This window comes from Kutzneria viridogrisea DSM 43870 (genome assembly GCF_000525635.1).
Classification (GTDB): Bacteria; Actinomycetota; Actinomycetes; order Mycobacteriales; family Pseudonocardiaceae; genus Kutzneria; species Kutzneria viridogrisea.
In genome coordinates this window covers 9,559,477-9,578,143 of sequence record NZ_CP007155.1, presented here as the reverse complement: position 1 = coordinate 9,578,143, position 18,667 = coordinate 9,559,477, and the positions used below count along the sequence as shown (strand labels likewise).

Below are 18,667 nucleotides of genomic sequence, written 5' to 3'. Positions count from 1 at the left end.
GGGGCGCTGAACGGACCACAAGGCTAGTCCGTTCAGCGCAATCCGCATCAGGAAAGGAACGATCGTGGGCGTGTCCGCTATGCGGCGTCGAGCGCGGTGATGTCCTCGGCGGACAGCTCCAGGTGCACGGCGGCGGCCGAGTCGCGGATCGTCTCCGGCCTGCTGGAGCCCGGGATCGGGATCACCACCGGGGACTTGGCCAGCATCCAGGCCAGGGTCACCTGCTGCGGGCTGACCCCGTGCCGCGCGGCCACCTCGTTGAAGGCGGCGAAGCGCGAGCCCAGCTCGGCGGCCTTGGTGATGCCGCCCAGCGGGCTCCACGGCAGGAAGGCCACGCCCATCTCCTCGCACAGCCGCAGTTCCGGCTCGCTGGAGCGGAACTCCGGCGAGAACTGGTTCTGCACCGAGACCAGGCGCCCGCCGAGGATCTCGTCGGCCAGCCGGATCTGCTCCGGGTTGGCGTTGGAGATGCCCGCGAACCGGATCTTGCCCTGGTCCAGCAGGTCGCGCAGCGCGCCGATGGACTCGGCGTAGTCGGTGTCGGGGTCGGGCCGGTGGAACTGGTAGAGCCCGATCGCCTCGACGCCCAGCCGCTTGAGCGAGTCCTCGCAGGCCTGCTTCAGGTGCGCGGCCGTGCCGTCCAGCGTCCAGGTGCCGTCCCCGGGCCGCAGGTGGCCGCCCTTGGTGGCGATCAGCACCTCGGAGGTGTCCCCGCCGAAGGAGGCCACCGCCCTGGCGATCAGCGCCTCGTTGTGGCCGGTGTCCGGCCCGCCCAGCGAGTAGGCGTCGGCGGTGTCGATCAGCGTGACGCCCGCCTCCAGCGCGGCGTGGATGGTGGCGACGGCGCGCGCCTCGTCCGGGCGGCCCTCGATGGACAGCGGCATGCCGCCCAGTCCGATCGCGCTCACCTGCGCGTCGCCGATGCGACGAGTCTGCATCTCGTGGATCCCCTTACTGCATCGTCTCGGTCAACGGTTCCAGCCTCCACCCGGACGCATTAAGCTGTCCAACAGAAGAAACTGATCCCCTCGATCGCGTGAGGTGCTCAATCGTGGAGTTGCGACAGCTCGAGTACTTCGTGGCGGTCGCCGAGGAGTGCCACTTCACCAGGGCCGCGCAGCGTCTGCACGTGGCCCAGTCCGGCCTGTCCGCCTCGATCCGCACCCTGGAGCGCGAGCTCGGCGCGACCCTGTTCCTGCGCAGCACCCGGCAGGTCGAGCTGACCGAGGCGGGCCGCGCGCTGCTGGTGGAGGCGCGGCGGGCGCTCACCAACGTGGCCGCCGCCAGGGACGCCGTCGCCGCCGTGCAGGGCCTGCTGCGCGGGCGGCTGGCCGTGGGCACGATCCAGTGCCTGTGCACGGTGGACCTGCCCCGCGTGCTGGCCCAGTTCAGCGCGGCGCACCCCGGGGTGCAGATGCAGCTGCGGCACAGCGAGAGCGCCGACCTGATCGAACAGGTCCGCACCGGCCGGCTGGACGTGGCCTTCGTGTCCCGCCCCGCGCGCTGCCCGGACGACGTGATGATGACCCCGCTCGCGGCCGTGCCGATGGCGCTGACCTGCGGGCCGGAACACCCGTTCGCGCTGCGCTCCGAGGTGGCGCTGGAGGAGCTGTCCGGGCTGTCGTTCGTGGACTACAACCCGGGCTGGGGGACCCGCGACACCGTGGACCGCGTGCTCGCGGCGGCGGCCGTGGACCGGCACGTGGCGCTGGAGGTCAACGACGTGCACTCCCTGCTGGACCTGGTGGCCTGCGGGTTGGGTGTGGCGCTGGTGCCCGAGCACTTCGCGCACAAGCGGACCGAGGCCCGCTTCGTGCCGCTGGCCGGGGCCGTGCCCTGCTGGGAGACGGTGATCGTGACGCCCGCCTCGCACAGCGCGGCGGCCAGCGTGCTGCTGCGGATGGTCAGCCGGGAATCGGCCCGGGAGACGGCTGCGCTGCCGAGCGCATCGTGTCCTGGAACCGCGCGCGGCTGAACTTCGTCTCGCCGAGGAAGCGCGCCCCGGAGAAGTCGGCCGGACCCACCGCCACGAACCCGCTGAACCACGCCTTGTCGTGGAAGGTCGTGCGGTGGGCCACGAACCGGTAGTGCGCCGTGGCCGCGGTGAACCAGGCCGGGCCGCGGATCTCGGCCTCGTACAGCGCGGTGGCCTGGTGCAGGTTGGCCCGGCGCATGGTCAGCTCGCCGATCCGGCGCCCGGACAGGTCCAGGTACTCCAGGGTCGCCCCGGTCAGGTCCAGGTCGTAGTCCGGGCCGTCCGAGCCCGCCGCGGGCAGCAGCGCGCCGACCAGCCGCTGGGCGGTCAGCCGCACCTGCTTCTCCAGGTCGTCCTCACCGAGCGCGAACGGCCGCCGCAGGTACGCGCAGAGCACGTCGAGCACGGTCTGGGTGTACTCGCGGCGGCTGCGCGCCAGGTTGGCCAGCGCGTGCATGGCGCCCAGCCGGACCTGGTCGCCCGCGTGCCCGAGCAGCTCCACCGACTTGGCGAAGCGCTCGTCGGCCACCCGCTCCCGGTCGTGCGCGATGCGCAGGTCCTCCTGCTCCTGACGGCGCTCCTCCACCCGGCGGCGCCGATCGTTGAGCCACAGCCCGTAGAGCGCCACCACCGAGGCCGCGGCCAGGCCGCCGGTCTTGAGCGCCTCCACGTGGCTGGTCCCCGGCTCGACCAGGCGCAGCCAGCCGGTGACGGCCGCCAGCACCGCGAAGGCCAGGATGCAGGTCGGCAGCCACACCATCCGGGCCCACCTCCGGCCGATGACCGGCACCACGACGAGCAGCACGAGCACCGCTGCGCCACTTGTCCACAGCCAGACTTGATCGCCCACACCGGTATTCTCGCTGTGTCCTTCGCCTCATGGTGACGCGGGCACCCCGGTGCGGGTGTTCCACTGGTCCGTTCCGGTCGGCGACCGTGTGTGATCGACTGTGCGTGCAGCGCAGTGAGGCGCGGCCGTGGTGTGGGTCAGGGAGGGCAGTGAGGTGGATCGGCCGTCGTGGGCGCCAGTGGACGTGGACGTCAGCAGGCCCAGCTCGGCCCGTGTCTACGACTACTACCTCGGCGGGGCACACAACTTCGCCGTTGACCGGGCCGTCGCCGAGCAGACGCTGCGCCTGATGCCGGGGCTGGACCAGGTGATGCGCCTGAACCGGGCCTTCCTGCGCCGTTCGGTGCGGATGCTGGTGCGTTCGGGCGTAACCCAGTTCCTCGACCTGGGCGCGGGCATCCCCACCGCGGGCAACGTGCACGAGGTCGCGCAGGCGGAGAACCCGACGGCCCGCGTGCTCTACGTGGACGTGGACCCGGTTGCCGTGGCGCACAGCAACACCATGCTGGCGGGCAACGAGCGGGCCGCCGCGTTGCAGGCCGACATCCGGGACCCCAAACGGATCTTCGACGAGGCACAGCGCGGCGGGGTGCTGGAGCTGGACCGCCCGGTGGCCGTGCTGATGAACTTCGTGCTGCACTTCGTGCCGGACTCCGACGACCCCGAGGGCGTTGTCGCGGTCTACCGCCAGTTGATGTCCGAGGGCAGCTACCTGGTGCTCTCCCACGCGGGTTTTGACAGTGAATCCGACCCGCCGTCCGGCTGGGCCTCGGCCGTGGACCTCTACGACCGAGAGGTCTCGGTGCTGCACTTCCGCCGTTCGGACCGCGTCGCTCGCCTGTTTTCCGGCTTCGACCTGCTGGAGCCCGGGGTGGTGCGCCTCCCGCTGTGGCGCCCGGACCCCGACGAGGAGGTGCCCGGGGACGCCCACCGCTACCTCGGCTTCGCCGGGGTGGGGAGGAAACCGTGTCGTTAGACGCCCGGCCTACCCGCCCGTATGCTCGCGACCGGTCCTATTCGGGTGAACAGACGCCAGGGACGAGAGGTGACCGCGTGGAGCACCCGAACCAGGCCAGGAAGTCCAATGGTGCGGGGGAGGTCGACCTGCGCCGGGTCAGCGTGGCCCGGATCGACGACTACCTGCTCGGTGGGGCGCACAACTTCGCCGTGGACCGGGAGCTGGCCGAGCAGGCGGTGCGCCTGATGCCGCAGTTGCCCCGTCTGGTGCAGACCAATCGAGCCTTCCTCGGCCGTGCCGTGCGCTACCTCGTCGAGTGCGGTGTGAGCCAGTTCATCGACCTCGGGTCCGGACTGCCCACCGCGGGCAACGCCTATGACGTGGCCAAGCGCGCCACCTCCGCGGCCCGCGTGGTGCACGTGGACGCCGACCCCATGGTGGTGGCGCACAGCCGCTGCATGGTGGAGGGCCCCAACTCGGCGATCATCCAGGCCGACCTGCGCGAGCCCGACTCGGTGCTGGACGACCCCACGACCCGCAAGCTGATCGACCTGAACCGGCCGGTGGGCCTGCTCATGTTGTTCGTGCTCGACTTCGTGCCCTACGCCGAGGACCTGGTGGCCCTGATCGCACGCTACCGCGAGCGCATGGCCCCGGGCAGCCACCTGGTGGTGTCGCACTCCACGGTGGACGGTGGCGACGACACCTTCGCCAGGGCACAGGAGCTGTACCGCAGCTACGCCATCGAGATCTACCCCAGGACCCGCGGGGAGGTGTCCAGCTTGTTAGCCGGCTTCGAACTGGCGGAACCTGGAGTGGTGCAGGTTCCGCACTGGCGAGCAGTGGGATCCGAGTCCAGCGAGAGTGGCCCGGCGGAGGACATCGATGAGCAGCCCGAGCACGCCGGCGCCTACGCGGTGGTGGGGCGACGGCCATGACCGGGTGGACCAAGCAGCGCGTTCCGGGGATGCGATCGGCCGTGGGTGACGAGGTCGTGGCGGGCGTCGAGGCGTTCGCGGAGTCCTGGGCGACGGCGATCATCGGCACCAGCTACGTGCCGATGACCAAGGCCGAGGTGGTCGACCACCTGCGCGGCCTGACCGACCTGCTGGTCGGCGCCCTGCTGACCGAGCCGTTCCGCACGGCAGCGGCGCACGAGGTGGGCATCCGGCTGGTGGAGGCGCACTTCACCGGCACCGAGACCCTGGACCGCACCATCCAGTTGATGGGCGACGAACTGCTCGGTGAACTGCGCCGCGACGGGGACCCCGTGCTGTACTCGCGGATCGCCGCGCTCCAGGGCGCGCTGGCCGCGGGCTACGCGCAGAGCCTGCGCGAGCGGACCCTGGACGAGCAGGAGGCCATCCGCGAGGCGGTGCTGGACGCGCGCGACCACGCCGAGGCCGCGCTGCGCGCCAGCGAGGCCCGGTTCCGCGCGGTGTTCGCGGAGGCCGCCATCGGCATGGGCATCTCCGACACCGACGGCAACGTCCTGGAGGTCAACCAGTCGCTCCAGGACATGCTGGGCTACCCGGCCTCCGAGCTGCGCCAGCGCAACCTGCGCTCGCTCATGCACGAGGACGACGTGGCCAGCGTGTGGGAGTTCTACGAGGAACTGGTCCGCGGCGAGCGCGACCACTTCCGCGTGGAGAAGCGGTTCAAGCGGCGCGACAACCAGTCGGTGTGGACGCACCTGACGATCTCGCTGGTGCGCGACGACGACGGGCGCCCCGCGTACCAGGTGGCGATGGTCGAGGACGTCACCGACCGGCACCTGTTGCAGAACCGGTTGCGCTACCAGGCACTGCACGACCCGCTGACCGGGCTGCCCAACCGCGCGCTGTTCCTGGAACGGCTGGGCAAGGCCTTCGACACCAGCGTGGTCAGCGCGCGGGTCGGCCTGTGCTACCTGGACCTGGACGGGTTCAAGGTCATCAACGACAGCCTCGGCCACGACATCGGCGACCAGCTGCTGGTGGCCGTGGCGCGGCGGCTGGACGAGTCGGTGTCCGGGGACGGCATGCTGGTCGCCCGCATGGGCGGCGACGAGTTCGTCATCCTCATGGAGGGCTCCACCGGCACGCAGAGCATCGTGGACGTGGCCGACCGGGTGCTGACCTCGCTGACCGGACCGGTGCGCATCGACGGGCACGAGCTGTCGGTGTCGGCCAGCATCGGCATCGTGGAGCGGGCCATCGAGGGCACCACCTCCGCGGACGTCATGCGCGACGCCGACATCACCCTGTACTGGGCCAAGGCCGACGGCAAGAGCCGCTGGGCCCTGTACGACCCGGAGCGCAACGCCCGTGAGGTGGCGCGGTTCACGCTGTCGGCCACCATGCCCGCGGCGCTGGAGCGCGACGAGTTCTACGTGGACTACCAGCCGCTGGTTCGCCTGGAGGACAGCAAGATCCTCGGTGTGGAGGCACTGGTTCGCTGGCAGCACCCGGAGTTCGGCAGGCTCGCCCCGGACCGGTTCATCGAACTGGCCGAGGAGACCGGGCTGATCGTGCCGCTGGGGCGCTGGGTGCTGCGCAAGGCGTGCCAGCAGGCGCGGCGCTGGCTGGACGCCTTCGGTGACGCCACGCCGTTCGTCAGCGTCAACCTGGCCGTGCGGCAGTCGCGGGATCCCGCGCTGGTGGCCGACGTGCGCCAGATCCTGGCCGAGGCCGCGCTGCCCCCGCACCTGCTCCAGCTTGAGCTGACCGAGAGCGCGATCATGGGTACCGCCGACGAGCCGCTGGAGGCGTTGCGCGCGCTGAGCGACATGGGCGTGCGCATCGCCATCGACGACTTCGGTACCGGCTACTCGAACCTGGCCTACCTGCGGCACCTGCCCGTGCACGAGCTGAAGATCGCCGGCTCGTTCATGGAGGGCCTGCGCGCCGCGGACGGGGCCGACCCGGTGGACGCCCAGATCGTGAGCACGCTCGTGTCGCTGGCGCACGCGCTGGGGCTGACCGTGACGGCCGAGGGTGTGGAGACGCCCGCGCAGGCCGAACGCCTGCGCCGCATCGGCTGCGACGCGGGTCAGGGCTGGCTGTTCGCCCGGCCAGGGCCCCCCGACCACATCGAACCGCTCTTCTCCTAACCCCCGCGAGTCCCGCTCTGGTGCACGCGAGTCCCGTCCAGTCGGGCGCGAGTCCCGCTCTGAGGCGCGTGAGTCCCGTTCCGGGGAGCGCGAATCCCGTTCCGGGCGCGCGAGCCTCGCGGGGCAGCGGGACTCGCGTGCCTGTAAGCGGGACTCGTGCTCCTGTGGGCGGGACTCGCGCCCCGGAGAGCGGGACTCGCGTGCCGGGGCGCGGGACTCGCCGTACCGGAAGTGCGAACACGCCGTACCGGAAGCGCCGACACGCGGGGCTGGGGTGCCCCAACCCCGCGTGTCGGCGCTTCGCGTAGCGCGTGTCGGACGTTGCCGTGCGGTGTGTTCGCTCAGGCCTGCAGGTCGATCGTGACCTTGATGTCGTCCGCCGACCTGGTGAGCGCGTCGGTCCAGCGGCTCAGCGGGACACGTCGGGTCAGCAACTGGGCGAGCCACTGCGGGTCGGCAAGGCGCAGCGCCTCGGCGGCCTGCACGAAGTGGTGCGGTCCCGCGTTGACGCTGCCCACCACCGAGGTGTTGCCGAACACCAGCTGGTCGTTGAAGGCGCCCGTGTGCAACGGGGCAGGTCCGTCCGAAGTGGACAGTCCGAGCAGTACGACCACGGCGTTGCGGGCGGTCCGGCGCACGGCCTCGAACACCAGCGGGCCCACGCCGGTGCACTCGATCACCACGTCTGGCGCCACGCGCAGCGAGTCCAGGTCGTGGTGGTAGGTCGCACCGAGCTGCCGCACCAGGTCGGGCTTGCGCCCGTCGGTGACCCGGTCCAGCACGTGCACGTCCAGACCCCGTTGCACACCAAGCATCGCCGCGAGCAGCCCGACCGGGCCCGCTCCGGTGATCAGCGCGGTCCGCTGCGAGGCGAAGACCCGCCCGCCGACGGTCTCGGCCTGGTCCCAGGCCTTGGCCACCACGGAGGTCGGTTCGGTCAGCACGGCCGCCTCGCCCACGGAGGCCGCCAGCTTGACGGCGTACCGCGGCTCGACGGTCCACAGCTGCGAGCCGTAGCCGTCCAGTTCCTTCACGCCGCGCTCGGTGTAGTCCTCGCGCAGGCAGAAGTCCCAGCGGTGGTTGGCGCACGGCCCGCACGGCGTGGGATCGGGGCGGCGCACCATGCCGGCCACGTGGTCGCCCGGGACGAACCCGCTGCCCTCGGGCGCCGACACCACGCGCCCGAACGCCTCGTGGAACAGCACCATGCGGTCACGTCCCGGCGGCAGGGTGCCGAACCGCCCGCTGATGACCTCCAGATCGGTGTGGCACAGCCCGGCGAGCACGCCAGCGACGAGCAGTTCGTCCTTGCCCGGCAACGGATCCGGCAGATCCTCCAGCAGCAGGTCGTCCGGCCTGCCCGGGACGACCGTCGCCGCCCTCACGCCTCGACCCCGTTGCGGCGGTCCCGCTCGTGCCGGCGGTGCCGCCCGCCGTAGAGCACGGCGGCGCTGTTGACCAGCGCGAGGTGGCTGAACGCCTGCGGGAAGTTGCCGGTGAAGCGCTGGTTGTCCACGTCGAACTCCTCGGCGAGCAGGCCGACGTCGTTGGTCAGCCCGAGCAGCCGCTCGAACATGGCCTCCGCCTCCTCCCGCCTGCCGGACAGGGCGAGCGCGTCCACGAACCAGAACGAGCAGGCCAGGAACGAGCCCTCATGCCCGCGCAGACCGTCCACTTCGGACTCGCCGCGCCCCGTGCTGTACCGGTCCACGAGGTCCCCGTGCTTGAGCTCCTTCTCGATGGCGCTGATCGTGGAGCGCACCCGCTCGTCGGTGCCGGGCAGGAAGCCCACCGCGGGAATGAGCAGGGTGGCCGCGTCCAGCTCGGTCCCGCCGTAGTACTGGGTGAAGGCGCCGACCTCCTCGTTCCAGCCCTTGGCCAGCACCTCCTCGTGCACGGCGTCGCGCAGCTCGCGCCAGCGCCGCACCGGGCCGGGCAGGCCGTCCTCCTCCACCGCGCGCACCGCGCGGTCGAAGGCCACCCAGATCATCACGCGGGAGTGCGTGAAGAACCGGTCCGGTCCGCGCACCTCCCACAGGCCCTTGTCCGGCATCGCCCAGATCGACTCCAGGTGGCGCAGCAGACCCCGTTGCAGAGCCCAGGACTCGGCGCTCTCGGCGACCCCGCGCTCACGGGCCAGGTGCAGCGCGTCCATCACCTCGCCGTAGACGTCCAGTTGCAGCTGGCGGTACGCGGCGTTGCCCACGCGCACGGGCTTGGCGCCCTGGTAGCCGGGCAGCCAGTCGACCTCCCACTCCAGCAGGTGCCGCTGCCCGTCGATGGCGTACATGATCTGCACGTCCGCCGGGTCGCCCGCCACCGCGCGCAGCAGCCAGCCGCGCCAGGCCAGCGCTTCCTGGCTGCACCCGAAGTTGTCGAAGGCCAGCAGGGTCAGCGTGGCGTCACGCAGCCAGCAGTACCGGTAGTCCCAGTTCCGCTCGCCGCCCAGCGCCTCGGGCAGCGAGGTGGTCGGTGCGGCGACGATGCCGCCGGTGGGCGCGTAGGTGAGCCCCTTGAGCGTGGCCAGCGAGCGGTGCACCAGCTCGGCGTGCGGGCCCTCGTAGCCGATGTCCCCGGACCACTTGCGCCAGAAGCGTTCGCTGCGCGCGACCTCCGCCTCCGGGTCCACCGCGGGGGACGGGTCGTCCGGGGTGGAGGTGAACTCCATGACCCAGGACAGCCGCTGCCCCTCCGCGACGGTGAACACCGCCTCGTGCGCGCGCTCGTGGTGCACCCGGTAGGGCAGCCGGTCGCCACGCAACACCACCGCGTGCGGCCCGGCCACGGCGAGGATGTGCTCGTCACCGTCCCGCTTGACCCGGCGCACCCAGGGGGTCGAGTCCCCGTAGGCGAAGCGCACCACCCAGCGCAGCCGCACCTCGACCTCGCCGGAGACCCCCTCGATGATCCGCACCAGGCGCGTCTCGTCGGTGCCGTCCGGCTCGTGCGGCGGCATGGTGTCGATCAACCGCACCACGCCGTCCACGGTCTGGAACTCGGTCTCCAGCACCAGGGTCGTGTCCCGGTACTGCCTGCGCACCGAGCTGATCTCACCGGTCGGCGCGATCAGCCAGCGCCCGGACTGGTCGTCGCCGAGCAGTCTGCTGAAGCAGGACGGCGAGTCGAACCGGGGCAGGCAGAGCCAGTCCACCGAACCGTCGGTGCCGACCAGCGCCGCCGACCTGAGGTCGGACAGCAGTGCGTAGTCCTCGATCCGACCGGGACCTGAGTCGAGTTCAGCCACACCGCGAGGTTAGCCGCCACTGGGGGTCCGGGGGTGTCCCCCGGCGGGCACGAGCGCCCGATCCGGCGAGCGTGTTCCGCGAGCGCGGTCGGCCCATCGGGCGGCGGTCCGGGGGTGTCCCCCCGGCGGGCGCGAGCGCTCGATCCGGCGAGCGCCCTCCGCGAGCGGGATCGCCCCTCAGCGGGCCAGGCTGGCGGCCTCCACCAGGTGCTCGGCGGAGATCACCGCGCCGGGCTTCTGACCGGGGTTGAGCAGCAGCGGGCAGCCCGCGAGCTGGGTCACCAGGTCCCGCCCGGCGATGGCCCTGCTGTGCGGCCAGGCCTCCGGCACGTACCGGTGCGAGCTGGCGGCGGCGACCAGGATCTGGCCGGTCACCTGGTCCTGGAAACCGGCCAGCTCGCGGTCCTGCGGGGACTTGGCGTACACCAGCAGCGTCGCGTTCAGCACCGCGCGGATCAGCGCCTCCCCCGGCTCGTAGCCGGTGCGGGCCCGTTGCAGGATGCGCTCCAGCTCGGTCTCCGGCTCCGGCATGGCCGCCGCCTTCGGGGAGGGCCGCCACTGCGGGTTGGGCTCGAACCGCTCGTCGATGTCGCCGTTGGCGTCCACCCGGAACGAACCGATCACCCCGTGCGGCGGCACCTCCTCGCCCGGCCGGAAGGCCGGGTCCAGGATGTGCAGCCAGGTGTTCGGGTTCGCCTTGGCGTTGTCCCGCATCTCCTGCGTGATCGTCAGCAGGTGCGTGTGTTCAGGTTGCAAGGTCTTCGCGCCCCTCTACGTCGTCCGGCGCGACAGGGCAAGGGTGAGGTGGGAACGAGTGATCGCGCGCCGTTCGGGCGGGCTCACCTTCTCATAACACGTGAGGTCTGACCAAACACGCTTTGTAACCAACATGGGTGAGTCTTGACCGTCAAAATTGGCGGCGCCCCCGGTGACGGGGTTCGTCACCGGGGGCGCCTGCCGGGCACCGCGGCGTGCTAGCGCGGTGCGGCGGAAACCGATCGTGCGGCCACGTTCACGCCCGCCACCTGCACCGACGGGGTCGCGCCCCCGAGGTCCGCGGTGCGGTAGTCGGCGGTCAGCGTGACCGTCTCACCAGGCCAGATGGTCACATAGTTGTCACTCCAAGTAACTGGCGTGACCTCGGCGCCGCCCGCGCCCTTGCGCACGGTCGCACGCAGGAAGAACGCCACCTTGTCCCCGGAGTTGGTCAGCGTCAGCGCGGTGCTGGTGTGGTCCCCGCTGGTGCTGCTCTGCGCCTTGGCGGTGACCTTGCCGGTGCCCAGCCCCTGCAACCCGGTCAGGTCCGCGTAGCCGGTCTGCGGGGTGTCGTACCAGGTGGACTTGCCGTAGTCGAGCACGTCGGCCTTGGTGGACAGCCAGTACACGTTGCGGTCCACGACGGTGCCGTTGGCGTCGCGCAGCAGCAGCCGCACGAAGTACGTCGAGGACAGCCCGCTGGGCGTGGGCACCTTGGCCAGCGTGGTGGAGCCGTTGCCCTTGGCGGTCACCGAGTTCTGCGTGCTGTCGGACTTCACCGTGCCGTCGGCGTTGAACACCGTGGTCTGCACGGACAACTTCGACGCCTCACCGAGCCCGGTGTTGACCAGCGCCACGGACCGGTCGTCGTAGGAGTACTGCACGTGCAGCGGGCGCAGCGCGGCCTTGGCGCCGAAGTACGAGCCGGAGGGCGCCATGGAGTTGTCGAACAGGTGCCAGTACAGCGTGGGCCACGGGTTGTTCAGCATCCAGTAGACGACACCGGTCGCCGGGTTGTGCGCCTTGGACTGGTTGCGGCCGAAGGCCTCGAACTGCGCGCGGTTGACCTCGTAGTTGGCCAGCTGCGACTTGCGCGTGAAGTCCTCCAGGCTGGTCGGCGCCCCGTAGCGCTTGCCGAGCGCGGTGGCGAAGGACCCCAGCTTGTTGAACTCGGCGCTGGGCGAGAGGTGGTACTGGGCCTTGCCCGGGTTCTTCCACAGGTCGGTCAACTCGGTGGGGGACAGGTACTTCCGCAGCGCGTCGCTGTCCGGGATGGTCGGCCCGGGGCCCACCTCGGAGGCGAAGCCGAACGCGCCGCCCTTCTTGTCGCCGTACCAGTAGTTCGGCGGCACCCACCAGTACGGGCCGTCCATCTTGTTGCCGGACCTGCCCAGCTGCGGGCTGCTCCGGTCGGCCGCGGCGTTGATCACCGGTGCCTGCCAGTCGGAGACCTTCAGCCCGTCCAGGAACTCCTTCTCCGTGGTGGCCGTCGGCGCCTCGTCACTGCCGATGTAGAAGCCCAGGATGCTCGGGTGGTTGCGCAGCCGCAGGCCCTCGGTGGTCGCGGAGGCCTTGGCCACGGCGTGGTCGGCGGCGGTCCACTTGTCCGGGGACTGCCAGTAGGAGCAGCACTCCCAGCCGGGCAGCAGCATGATGCCCATCTTGTCGGCGAGCTGGTACAGCTCGTCGTTCTCCTCCTTGCCCTCCAGGCGAACCGTGTTCAGCCCGAGGTCGCGCACGTAGCCGAACTGGTCGGCCAGCTTCTGCGCGTCGTAGCGCAGCAACAGGTCCGAGGACCAGCCGCCGCCGCGCACCAGGAAGGGCTTGCCGTTGACCGTGAACTGCATGGCACCGCTGGAGTTCAGCGCCGAGCGCACGTCGCGGATGCCGAAGTCCGTGCTGGCCCGGTCGGAGACCTGGCCGTTCACCGAGGCGGTCAGCGCCAGGTGGTACAGCGGCTGGCCGCCCATCTCGTAGGGCCACCACACGCGCGGGTTGTCCACGTGCTGGCCGATGCTGACGGTCTTGGTCTCACCGGCCTTCAGGCTCACCTGCTGGCTGAACGGGGTGGACTCCACGGTGCCCGCGACCGTCGTGGTCACGGCGCTCGCGGAGTTGTTGGTGACCTCGGCCTTGATCGTCAGGTCGGCGCTGCTCAGCGAGGGCACCGCCAGCGAGGTGACCACCCGCGTGTTGCGCACCGACACCGCACCGGACTCGGTCAGCTGCACGTCCCGCCAGATGCCCATGTTGTTGTCCGGGGCCGCGGGCGACCAGTCCACCCAGGAGATCGACAGCTGCTTCTTCGGGTCGGCGGGCGAGGCCTTGATCGCCAGCGCGTTGCCGCCCTTGCGCAGCAGGCCGGTCACGTCGAACTCGTGCGCCGGGTACGCCCCGTTGTCGGTGGTGCCGACCTTGCTGCCGTTGAGCCAGATCTCGCTGCCGCCGATGATGCCGTTGGTCAGCCGCAGGAAGGTGTGCGCCCCGTCGGCGGGGTTGGCGGTGAAGGTCTGCCGGTACCACCACGGCACGGTGAAGTCGGCCTTGTCGACCTTGTCCCTGAGGTTCGTGGAGTAGTCCAGGTCCGGGTACTTGCCCGCGCTGACCAGCCCACCGAGCACGGTCGAGCGCGCGGGCACCGCGGTCCACGAGCCGTCGTCGTAGCCGGGGGTGGACAGCGCGGCCCCGCCCTGACCCGCCTTGGCGCTGGACTGGAGCCGCCAGCCGGGCACGGTCACCACCTGGCCGGGCGCGGAGGGGCCGGTGACGTCCCGGTACGCGGGCGCCGCGCTGGACACGCCCGCGGGCACGACCAGTGACAGGCCCAGTGCCGCGACCAGCCATGGCGCCCTGCGGTGGGTGGGGGAACTTCGGGGCATGACCGCCTCCTCCAAGTCGGGGGCTCCCAGTGGCGGCGAGGAATAGTAAAGAACCTTTCCTTATTGTGTGGCCGCCGACAATGGGCCGAACGGTGCAATGCGCCGGGGGATACCGTGGACAGGTGCCGTCCACCGTCGATCCCCACGAGACCCGCGCCGCCGTGCTGGCCGTCGCGGACTGGCTGACCGGCGCCGCCGAGAAGCCCGAGCGCCCGGTGCTGGCCGCCGCGGTCCGGCTCAGCCTGCGCACCCTGGCCCAGGTGGCGCCGGGGCGCAGCGTGGAGGTGCGGGTGCCCCCGTTCGCGGCCGTGCAGTGCGTCGAGGGCGTGCGGCACACCCGTGGCACCCCGCCCAACGTGGTGGAGACCGACGCGCTGACCTGGCTGCGGCTCGCGGTCGGGCTGGAAGACTGGTCCGCGGCGGTCGAGGACGGCCGGATCAGCGCCTCGGGCAGCCGAGCCGACCTCAGCGGTTGGTTGCCGCTGCTACGGGTCACGCCGTGATCTGACCCCAGTCCTTTACCATCCCCTTGACGAGAAGTAACATTCACGTGTGTCCGTTTTCGCACGTACGAACGATCTCGGGCTGTTTGTCCAGGTCGAGACGTCGAGTGGTGGTGGCTGATCACCATGCGCAAGGTGCTCCTGCTCGCCTGCGGCGCGATCTCGTGCGTGGCGCTGGTGCTCGGGGTTGCCACCTTCGTGTGGGGCATCACACCCCATGAGTGGGACGGCGACCTCGACTTCACGGTGACCCAGTTCTGCCACACCACCGGTGACGCCCCGCCCTCCTGCGCCGTGCTCGAACCCGACCAGGACCAGCGCGGCAGCGCCAGCCCGATCGTGGACGTGCGCAACGTCAGCACCGAGTCCTGGAACCTGCCGGCGCACACCAAGGTCGGCGACGCGGTGGTCTGCCACGTGCACCAGCGGGACGTGGCCATCGACTCCGCGGGCGGGCTGACCAAGGTGGACCAGTGCCGCCCGATGTCCGCCACGGCCAGCGCGATCGCGCCCAAGTCCTGAGATCGGGTAGCGGCACACCCACTCTGCGTGTGCCCGCTGTGGGCTGCACCACTCGCGCCGGTCACGGACACCGTTGCTGAGCAGGTTTTCCACCTACACTGGTGTCCGGTCCGACTGACGTCGCGAGGGAGTTCCCGGTGGTCACCGACCGGTCAGCCGCTTGTCCGTCCAACAGTTCCGACGAACCCGAGCGCGAGCCGCGCGAGGAGTGCGGCGTCTTCGGCGTCTGGGCGCCGGGTGAGGACGTGGCCAAGCTCAGCTACTACGGCCTGTACGCGTTGCAGCACCGGGGCCAGGAGGCCGCGGGCATCTCGGTCTCCGACGGCAGGCAGATCGTCGTCTTCAAGGACCTGGGCCTGGTCAGCCAGGTGTTCGACGAGCAGGTGCTGTCCTCGCTGCACGGGCACATCGCCGTCGGGCACTGCCGCTACTCCACGACCGGCTCCACCACCTGGGAGAACGCCCAGCCGGTGTTCCGCACCACGGCCACCGGCAGCGGCCTGGCCCTGGGCCACAACGGCAACCTGGTGAACACCGCCGAGCTGCTGGCCCGCTCCCGCGAGGCGGGGCTGGACATGCGCAACGGCGCCACCACCGACTCCGACCTGATGTCGGGCCTGCTCGCGGCGGCCGCCGCGGACAAGGGCCTGGAGCAGGCCGCGATGGAGCTGCTGCCCACCCTGCGCGGCGCGTTCTGCCTGGTGTTCTCCGACGAGTCCACGCTCTACGCCGCCCGCGACCCGCAGGGCGTGCGCCCGCTGGTGCTTGGCAGGCTGGAGCGCGGCTGGGTGGTCGCCAGCGAGACGGCCGCACTGGACATCGTCGGCGCCTCCTTCGTGCGCGAGGTCGAGCCCGGTGAGCTGCTGGCCATCGACGCCGAGGGGCTGCGCTCCTCCCGGTTCGCCACGCCCGAGCCCAAGGGCTGCGTGTTCGAGTACGTGTACCTGGCCCGGCCGGACACCACGATCGCGGGCCGCTCGGTGCACGCCACCCGCGTGGAGATCGGCCGCAGGCTGGCCGCCGAGCACCCGGTGCAGGCCGACCTGGTCATCCCGGTGCCCGAGTCCGGCACCCCGGCCGCCATCGGCTACGCCCAGGCCTCCGGCATCCCCTACGGCTCCGGCCTGGTGAAGAACGCCTACGTGGGCCGCACCTTCATCCAGCCCTCGCAGACGATCCGCCAGCTGGGCATCCGGCTCAAGCTCAACCCGCTGCGCGACGTGATCCGGGGCAAGCGACTGGTCGTGGTGGACGACTCCATCGTGCGCGGCAACACCCAGCGCGCGCTGGTCCGCATGCTGCGCGAGTCCGGCGCGCTCGAGGTGCACGTCCGCATCGCCTCCCCGCCCGTGCGCTGGCCCTGCTTCTACGGCATCGACTTCGCCTCGCGGGCCGAGCTGGTGGCCAACGGGCTGGACTTCGACGGCATCCGCCGCTCGATCGGCGCCGACTCCCTGGGCTACGTGTCGCTGGAGGCGCTGGTCGCCGCGAGCGAGCAGCCCCGCTCCCGGCTGTGCGCCGCCTGCTTCGACGGGGACTACCCGATCCCGCTGCCGGAGGACGCGATGATCGGCAAGCACCTGCTGGAGGACATCGAGAAGGGCGTGGCGGGCTCCGCCGCCCCGGTGCTCACCAACGGGTACGGTGCCGAGGACGCCCTGCGCCGCCCCTGATCTGGGCCGCCCCCGATCACCTGATGATGGAGCTTTGAGAAGTGACCACGGATACCAACAGCCCGAAGGCCACCTACGCCGCGGCAGGCGTCAGCATCGCCGCAGGTGACGAGGCGGTCGAGAAGCTCAAGCCGTGGGCGCAGAAGGCGAACCGCCCCGAGGTGCTCGGCGGCATCGGCGGCTTCGCCGGGCTGTTCAAGCTCAAGCTGGACCGCTGGAAGGACCCGGTGCTCGCCGCGTCCACCGACGGGGTCGGCACCAAGATCGCCGTGGCGCAGGCGATGGACGTGCACGACACCATCGGCGTGGACCTGGTCGCCATGGTGGTCGACGACCTGGTGGTGTGCGGGGCCGAGCCGCTGCTGTTGCAGGACTACATCGCGGTGGGCAAGGTCGTGCCGGACCGGATCGCCGCCGTGGTCAAGGGCATCGCCGAGGGCTGCGTGCAGGCGGGTTGCGCGCTGCTGGGCGGGGAGACCGCCGAGCACCCCGGCCTGATGGCCGACGGGGTCTACGACGTGTCGGCCACCGGGGTCGGCGTGGTCGAGGCGTCCAAGCTGCTGGGCCCGGACCGGGTGCAGGGCGGGGACGTGGTGATCGGCATGGGCTCCACCGGCCTGCACTCCAACGGCTACTCGCTGGCCAGGCACGTGCTGCTGGAGATCGCCAGGATGCCGCTCGAGGGCCACGTCGAGGAGTTCGGCCGCACCCTGGGCGAGGAGCTGCTGGAGCCGACCAAGATCTACGCCAAGGACTGCCTCGCGCTGGCCGCCGAGGCCGACGCGCGCACCTTCGCGCACATCACCGGCGGCGGCCTGGTCGCCAACCTCGCCCGGGTCATCCCAGAGGGCCTGACCGCCACCCTGGACCGCGGCACCTGGACCCCCGCCCCCGTGTTCGCCCTGATCGCCCAGCGCGGCCGGGTGGAGCGCGAGGAGATGGAGAAGACCTTCAACATGGGCGTCGGCATGGTCGCCGTGGTCTCCGCCGAGGACGCGGACCGCGCGCTGGCCGTGCTCACCGCGCGGCACGTGCCCGCCTGGGTGCTCGGTGAGGTCTCCGAGTCGGAGTCCGAGGACGCGGCCCGCGTGGTGCTGCGCGGGGAACACCCCAGGTTCTGATGCCCGAGGAGTTGCGGGTGACGCCCTCGCTGGTGATCGCCGGAGCCGAGTTGCACGAGCGGTTCTCGCGCAGCTCGGGTCCGGGCGGCCAGGGCGTCAACACCGCGGACAGCCGGGTGGAGCTCAGCTTCGACGTGGCCAGGTCGGTGTCCGTGCCGGAACACCTGCGGCCGAGGATGCTCGCCCGGCTGGCCAACCGGCTCACCGCGGGCGTGCTCACCATCGCCGCGAGCGAGTACCGCTCACAACTGGCCAACCGGCAGGCCGCGCGCGAGCGGCTGGTGGCCCTGCTGCGCGCGGCCGCCGCGCCGCCGCCCGCGGCGCGCCGGGCCACCAAGCCCAGCCGTGGCGCCAAGGAGCGCAGGCTCGCCGAGAAGCGCAGGCGCTCGGACACCAAGCGCGGCCGTCGCGGCGGTTACGACGACTAGGCGGGTCCGCAATTCGGTCGACATTACGCCAAACGGTCCCGTATCGCTTTTCTTGTTGACGACCTTTTTGTGGCCTGCTACCTTTCGAGGTGCTGCGTGATTTCGTGATGCGGCGAAGCCGTATCCTTCCCTGTCGAATCCAGCTGGGCACACTCGGCTGTCGTGTGCATTTTTGATGCCTCGTGTACCGATTCACTGTGATGATGGGGAAATTGGAGATAGCGATGAAATTCTCGTACAGGGCTGTCACGGCGGGGTTCGCCGTGCTCCTCTCGGCAGGTGCGCTGGTCGCCGGGTCGGCGACCGCGTCGGCGCAGGAACCCGGGACTGGAGCCTCACCGGAGGCTGGGACCTCGCTGGCCTGTCCGGACCACAGGTGGAGCAACCATGACGGCCGGACCGGCAGGTTCTTCAAGAGCAACTCCGTCAACATCCGCACCGGCCCGTCGACCGGGTGCACCTCGCTGGGGCACGGGCAGAAGTCGCACAGGGTGCGGCTGAACTGCTGGAAGCACGGTGTGGGCGGAACCTGGTCGCACGTGCAGGACCTCACCACCGGCGTGCGGGGCTGGGTCAAGAACAGTCTGCTCGTCGGCGGCGGGGCGAACAAGCGCTGTTGAGCAAAGGGCGGCTTTGCGGGCGAGGCCGCCTCGCCCGCAAAGCCGCT

The 18,667-nt window shown here is 71.1% G+C and carries 16 protein-coding genes; 10 read left to right on the top strand and 6 right to left on the bottom strand.

Annotated elements, in window-relative coordinates:
• Window positions 1-77 precede the first annotated feature (77 nt).
• Entirely contained in the window at window positions 78-938 is an 861-nt protein-coding gene (locus KALB_RS42085; protein WP_025361697.1) for an aldo/keto reductase, read from the bottom strand.
• 113 nt (window positions 939-1,051) lie between these two features.
• Here KALB_RS42085 and KALB_RS42080 point away from each other — a divergent pair, with 113 nt between their 5' ends.
• Window positions 1,052-1,975: a LysR family transcriptional regulator gene (locus KALB_RS42080; protein WP_025361696.1), complete on the top strand. Its 924-nt coding sequence runs from the start codon at window positions 1,052-1,054 to the stop codon at window positions 1,973-1,975.
• Here KALB_RS42080 and KALB_RS48065 read toward each other — a convergent pair.
• Complete coding sequence (locus KALB_RS48065) at window positions 1,905-2,825, bottom strand: pentapeptide repeat-containing protein (RefSeq protein ID WP_158510906.1); 921 nt, start codon at window positions 2,823-2,825, stop codon at window positions 1,905-1,907. The genes KALB_RS42080 and KALB_RS48065 overlap by 71 nt on opposite strands.
• Before the next feature lie 154 nt (window positions 2,826-2,979).
• Between KALB_RS48065 and KALB_RS42070 the strand changes: the two genes are divergently transcribed.
• From KALB_RS42070 to KALB_RS42060, 3 genes are all read left to right on the top strand, one after another.
• A complete protein-coding gene (locus tag KALB_RS42070; RefSeq protein ID WP_025361694.1) occupies window positions 2,980-3,801 on the top strand; it encodes an SAM-dependent methyltransferase in 822 nt (273 codons plus the stop codon).
• Between the two features lie 77 nt (window positions 3,802-3,878).
• Complete coding sequence (locus tag KALB_RS42065; protein WP_025361693.1) at window positions 3,879-4,721, top strand: SAM-dependent methyltransferase; 843 nt, start codon at window positions 3,879-3,881, stop codon at window positions 4,719-4,721.
• Between the two features lie 29 nt (window positions 4,722-4,750).
• Complete coding sequence (locus KALB_RS42060) at window positions 4,751-6,874, top strand: putative bifunctional diguanylate cyclase/phosphodiesterase (protein ID WP_236650132.1); 2,124 nt, start codon at window positions 4,751-4,753, stop codon at window positions 6,872-6,874.
• A 341-nt stretch (window positions 6,875-7,215) separates the two neighbouring features.
• Here the strand turns inward: KALB_RS42060 and KALB_RS42055 are convergent, their stop codons facing one another.
• The 4 genes from KALB_RS42055 to KALB_RS42040 all read right to left on the bottom strand — a co-directional run bounded on the left by KALB_RS42055 (window position 7,216) and on the right by KALB_RS42040 (window position 13,753).
• On the bottom strand, window positions 7,216-8,259 hold the full coding sequence (locus KALB_RS42055) for a glucose 1-dehydrogenase (RefSeq protein ID WP_025361691.1): 1,044 nt from the start codon (window positions 8,257-8,259) through the stop codon (window positions 7,216-7,218).
• Window positions 8,256-10,118, bottom strand: a complete 1,863-nt coding sequence (locus tag KALB_RS42050; RefSeq protein ID WP_025361690.1) for a glycoside hydrolase family 15 protein — start codon at window positions 10,116-10,118, stop codon at window positions 8,256-8,258. The genes KALB_RS42055 and KALB_RS42050 overlap by 4 nt, the downstream gene beginning before the upstream one ends.
• A 177-nt stretch (window positions 10,119-10,295) precedes the next feature.
• On the bottom strand, window positions 10,296-10,874 hold the full coding sequence (locus KALB_RS42045; protein WP_025361689.1) for a type VII secretion system-associated protein: 579 nt from the start codon (window positions 10,872-10,874) through the stop codon (window positions 10,296-10,298).
• A gap of 218 nt (window positions 10,875-11,092) precedes the next feature.
• Window positions 11,093-13,753 carry a glycoside hydrolase family 2 protein gene (locus KALB_RS42040; RefSeq protein WP_042221400.1) on the bottom strand — a complete coding sequence of 887 codons (2,661 nt, stop codon included), beginning with the start codon at window positions 13,751-13,753 and terminating at the stop codon, window positions 11,093-11,095.
• A gap of 122 nt (window positions 13,754-13,875) precedes the next feature.
• Between KALB_RS42040 and KALB_RS42035 the strand changes: the two genes are divergently transcribed.
• The 6 genes from KALB_RS42035 (at window position 13,876) to KALB_RS42010 (ending at window position 18,620) form a co-directional block, all read left to right on the top strand.
• Window positions 13,876-14,256: a sterol carrier family protein gene (locus tag KALB_RS42035; protein ID WP_025361687.1), complete on the top strand. Its 381-nt coding sequence runs from the start codon at window positions 13,876-13,878 to the stop codon at window positions 14,254-14,256.
• A gap of 126 nt (window positions 14,257-14,382) precedes the next feature.
• Window positions 14,383-14,778, top strand: coding sequence for a hypothetical protein (locus KALB_RS42030; RefSeq protein WP_025361686.1), 396 nt, complete (start codon window positions 14,383-14,385; stop codon window positions 14,776-14,778).
• 137 nt (window positions 14,779-14,915) lie between these two features.
• Window positions 14,916-16,451: an amidophosphoribosyltransferase gene (gene purF / locus KALB_RS42025; protein ID WP_025361685.1), complete on the top strand. Its 1,536-nt coding sequence runs from the start codon at window positions 14,916-14,918 to the stop codon at window positions 16,449-16,451.
• Window positions 16,452-16,492: 41 nt separating this feature from the next.
• Window positions 16,493-17,572, top strand: coding sequence for a phosphoribosylformylglycinamidine cyclo-ligase (purM, locus tag KALB_RS42020; RefSeq protein WP_030109380.1), 1,080 nt, complete (start codon window positions 16,493-16,495; stop codon window positions 17,570-17,572).
• Window positions 17,572-18,000, top strand: coding sequence for an alternative ribosome rescue aminoacyl-tRNA hydrolase ArfB (gene arfB, locus KALB_RS42015; RefSeq protein ID WP_025361684.1), 429 nt, complete (start codon window positions 17,572-17,574; stop codon window positions 17,998-18,000). Before purM ends, arfB begins: the two co-directional genes overlap by 1 nt.
• Window positions 18,001-18,224: 224 nt before the next feature.
• Window positions 18,225-18,620, top strand: a complete 396-nt coding sequence (locus KALB_RS42010; protein WP_025361683.1) for an SH3 domain-containing protein — start codon at window positions 18,225-18,227, stop codon at window positions 18,618-18,620.
• Window positions 18,621-18,667: the final 47 nt, after the last annotated feature.

What these genes read in the sequence shown, in the direction of transcription:
- KALB_RS42085 (WP_025361697.1), bottom strand. Translation starts at nt 938, where the DNA reads ATGCAGACTCGTCGCATCGGCGACGCGCAGGTGAGCGCGATCGGACTG.
- KALB_RS42060 (WP_236650132.1), top strand. Translation starts at nt 4,751, where the DNA reads ATGCGATCGGCCGTGGGTGACGAGGTCGTGGCGGGCGTCGAGGCGTTC.
- KALB_RS42040 (WP_042221400.1), bottom strand. Translation starts at nt 13,753, where the DNA reads ATGCCCCGAAGTTCCCCCACCCACCGCAGGGCGCCATGGCTGGTCGCG.
- KALB_RS42030 (WP_025361686.1), top strand. Translation starts at nt 14,383, where the DNA reads ATGCGCAAGGTGCTCCTGCTCGCCTGCGGCGCGATCTCGTGCGTGGCG.
- arfB (WP_025361684.1), top strand. Translation starts at nt 17,572, where the DNA reads ATGCCCGAGGAGTTGCGGGTGACGCCCTCGCTGGTGATCGCCGGAGCC.
- KALB_RS42010 (WP_025361683.1), top strand. Translation starts at nt 18,225, where the DNA reads ATGAAATTCTCGTACAGGGCTGTCACGGCGGGGTTCGCCGTGCTCCTC.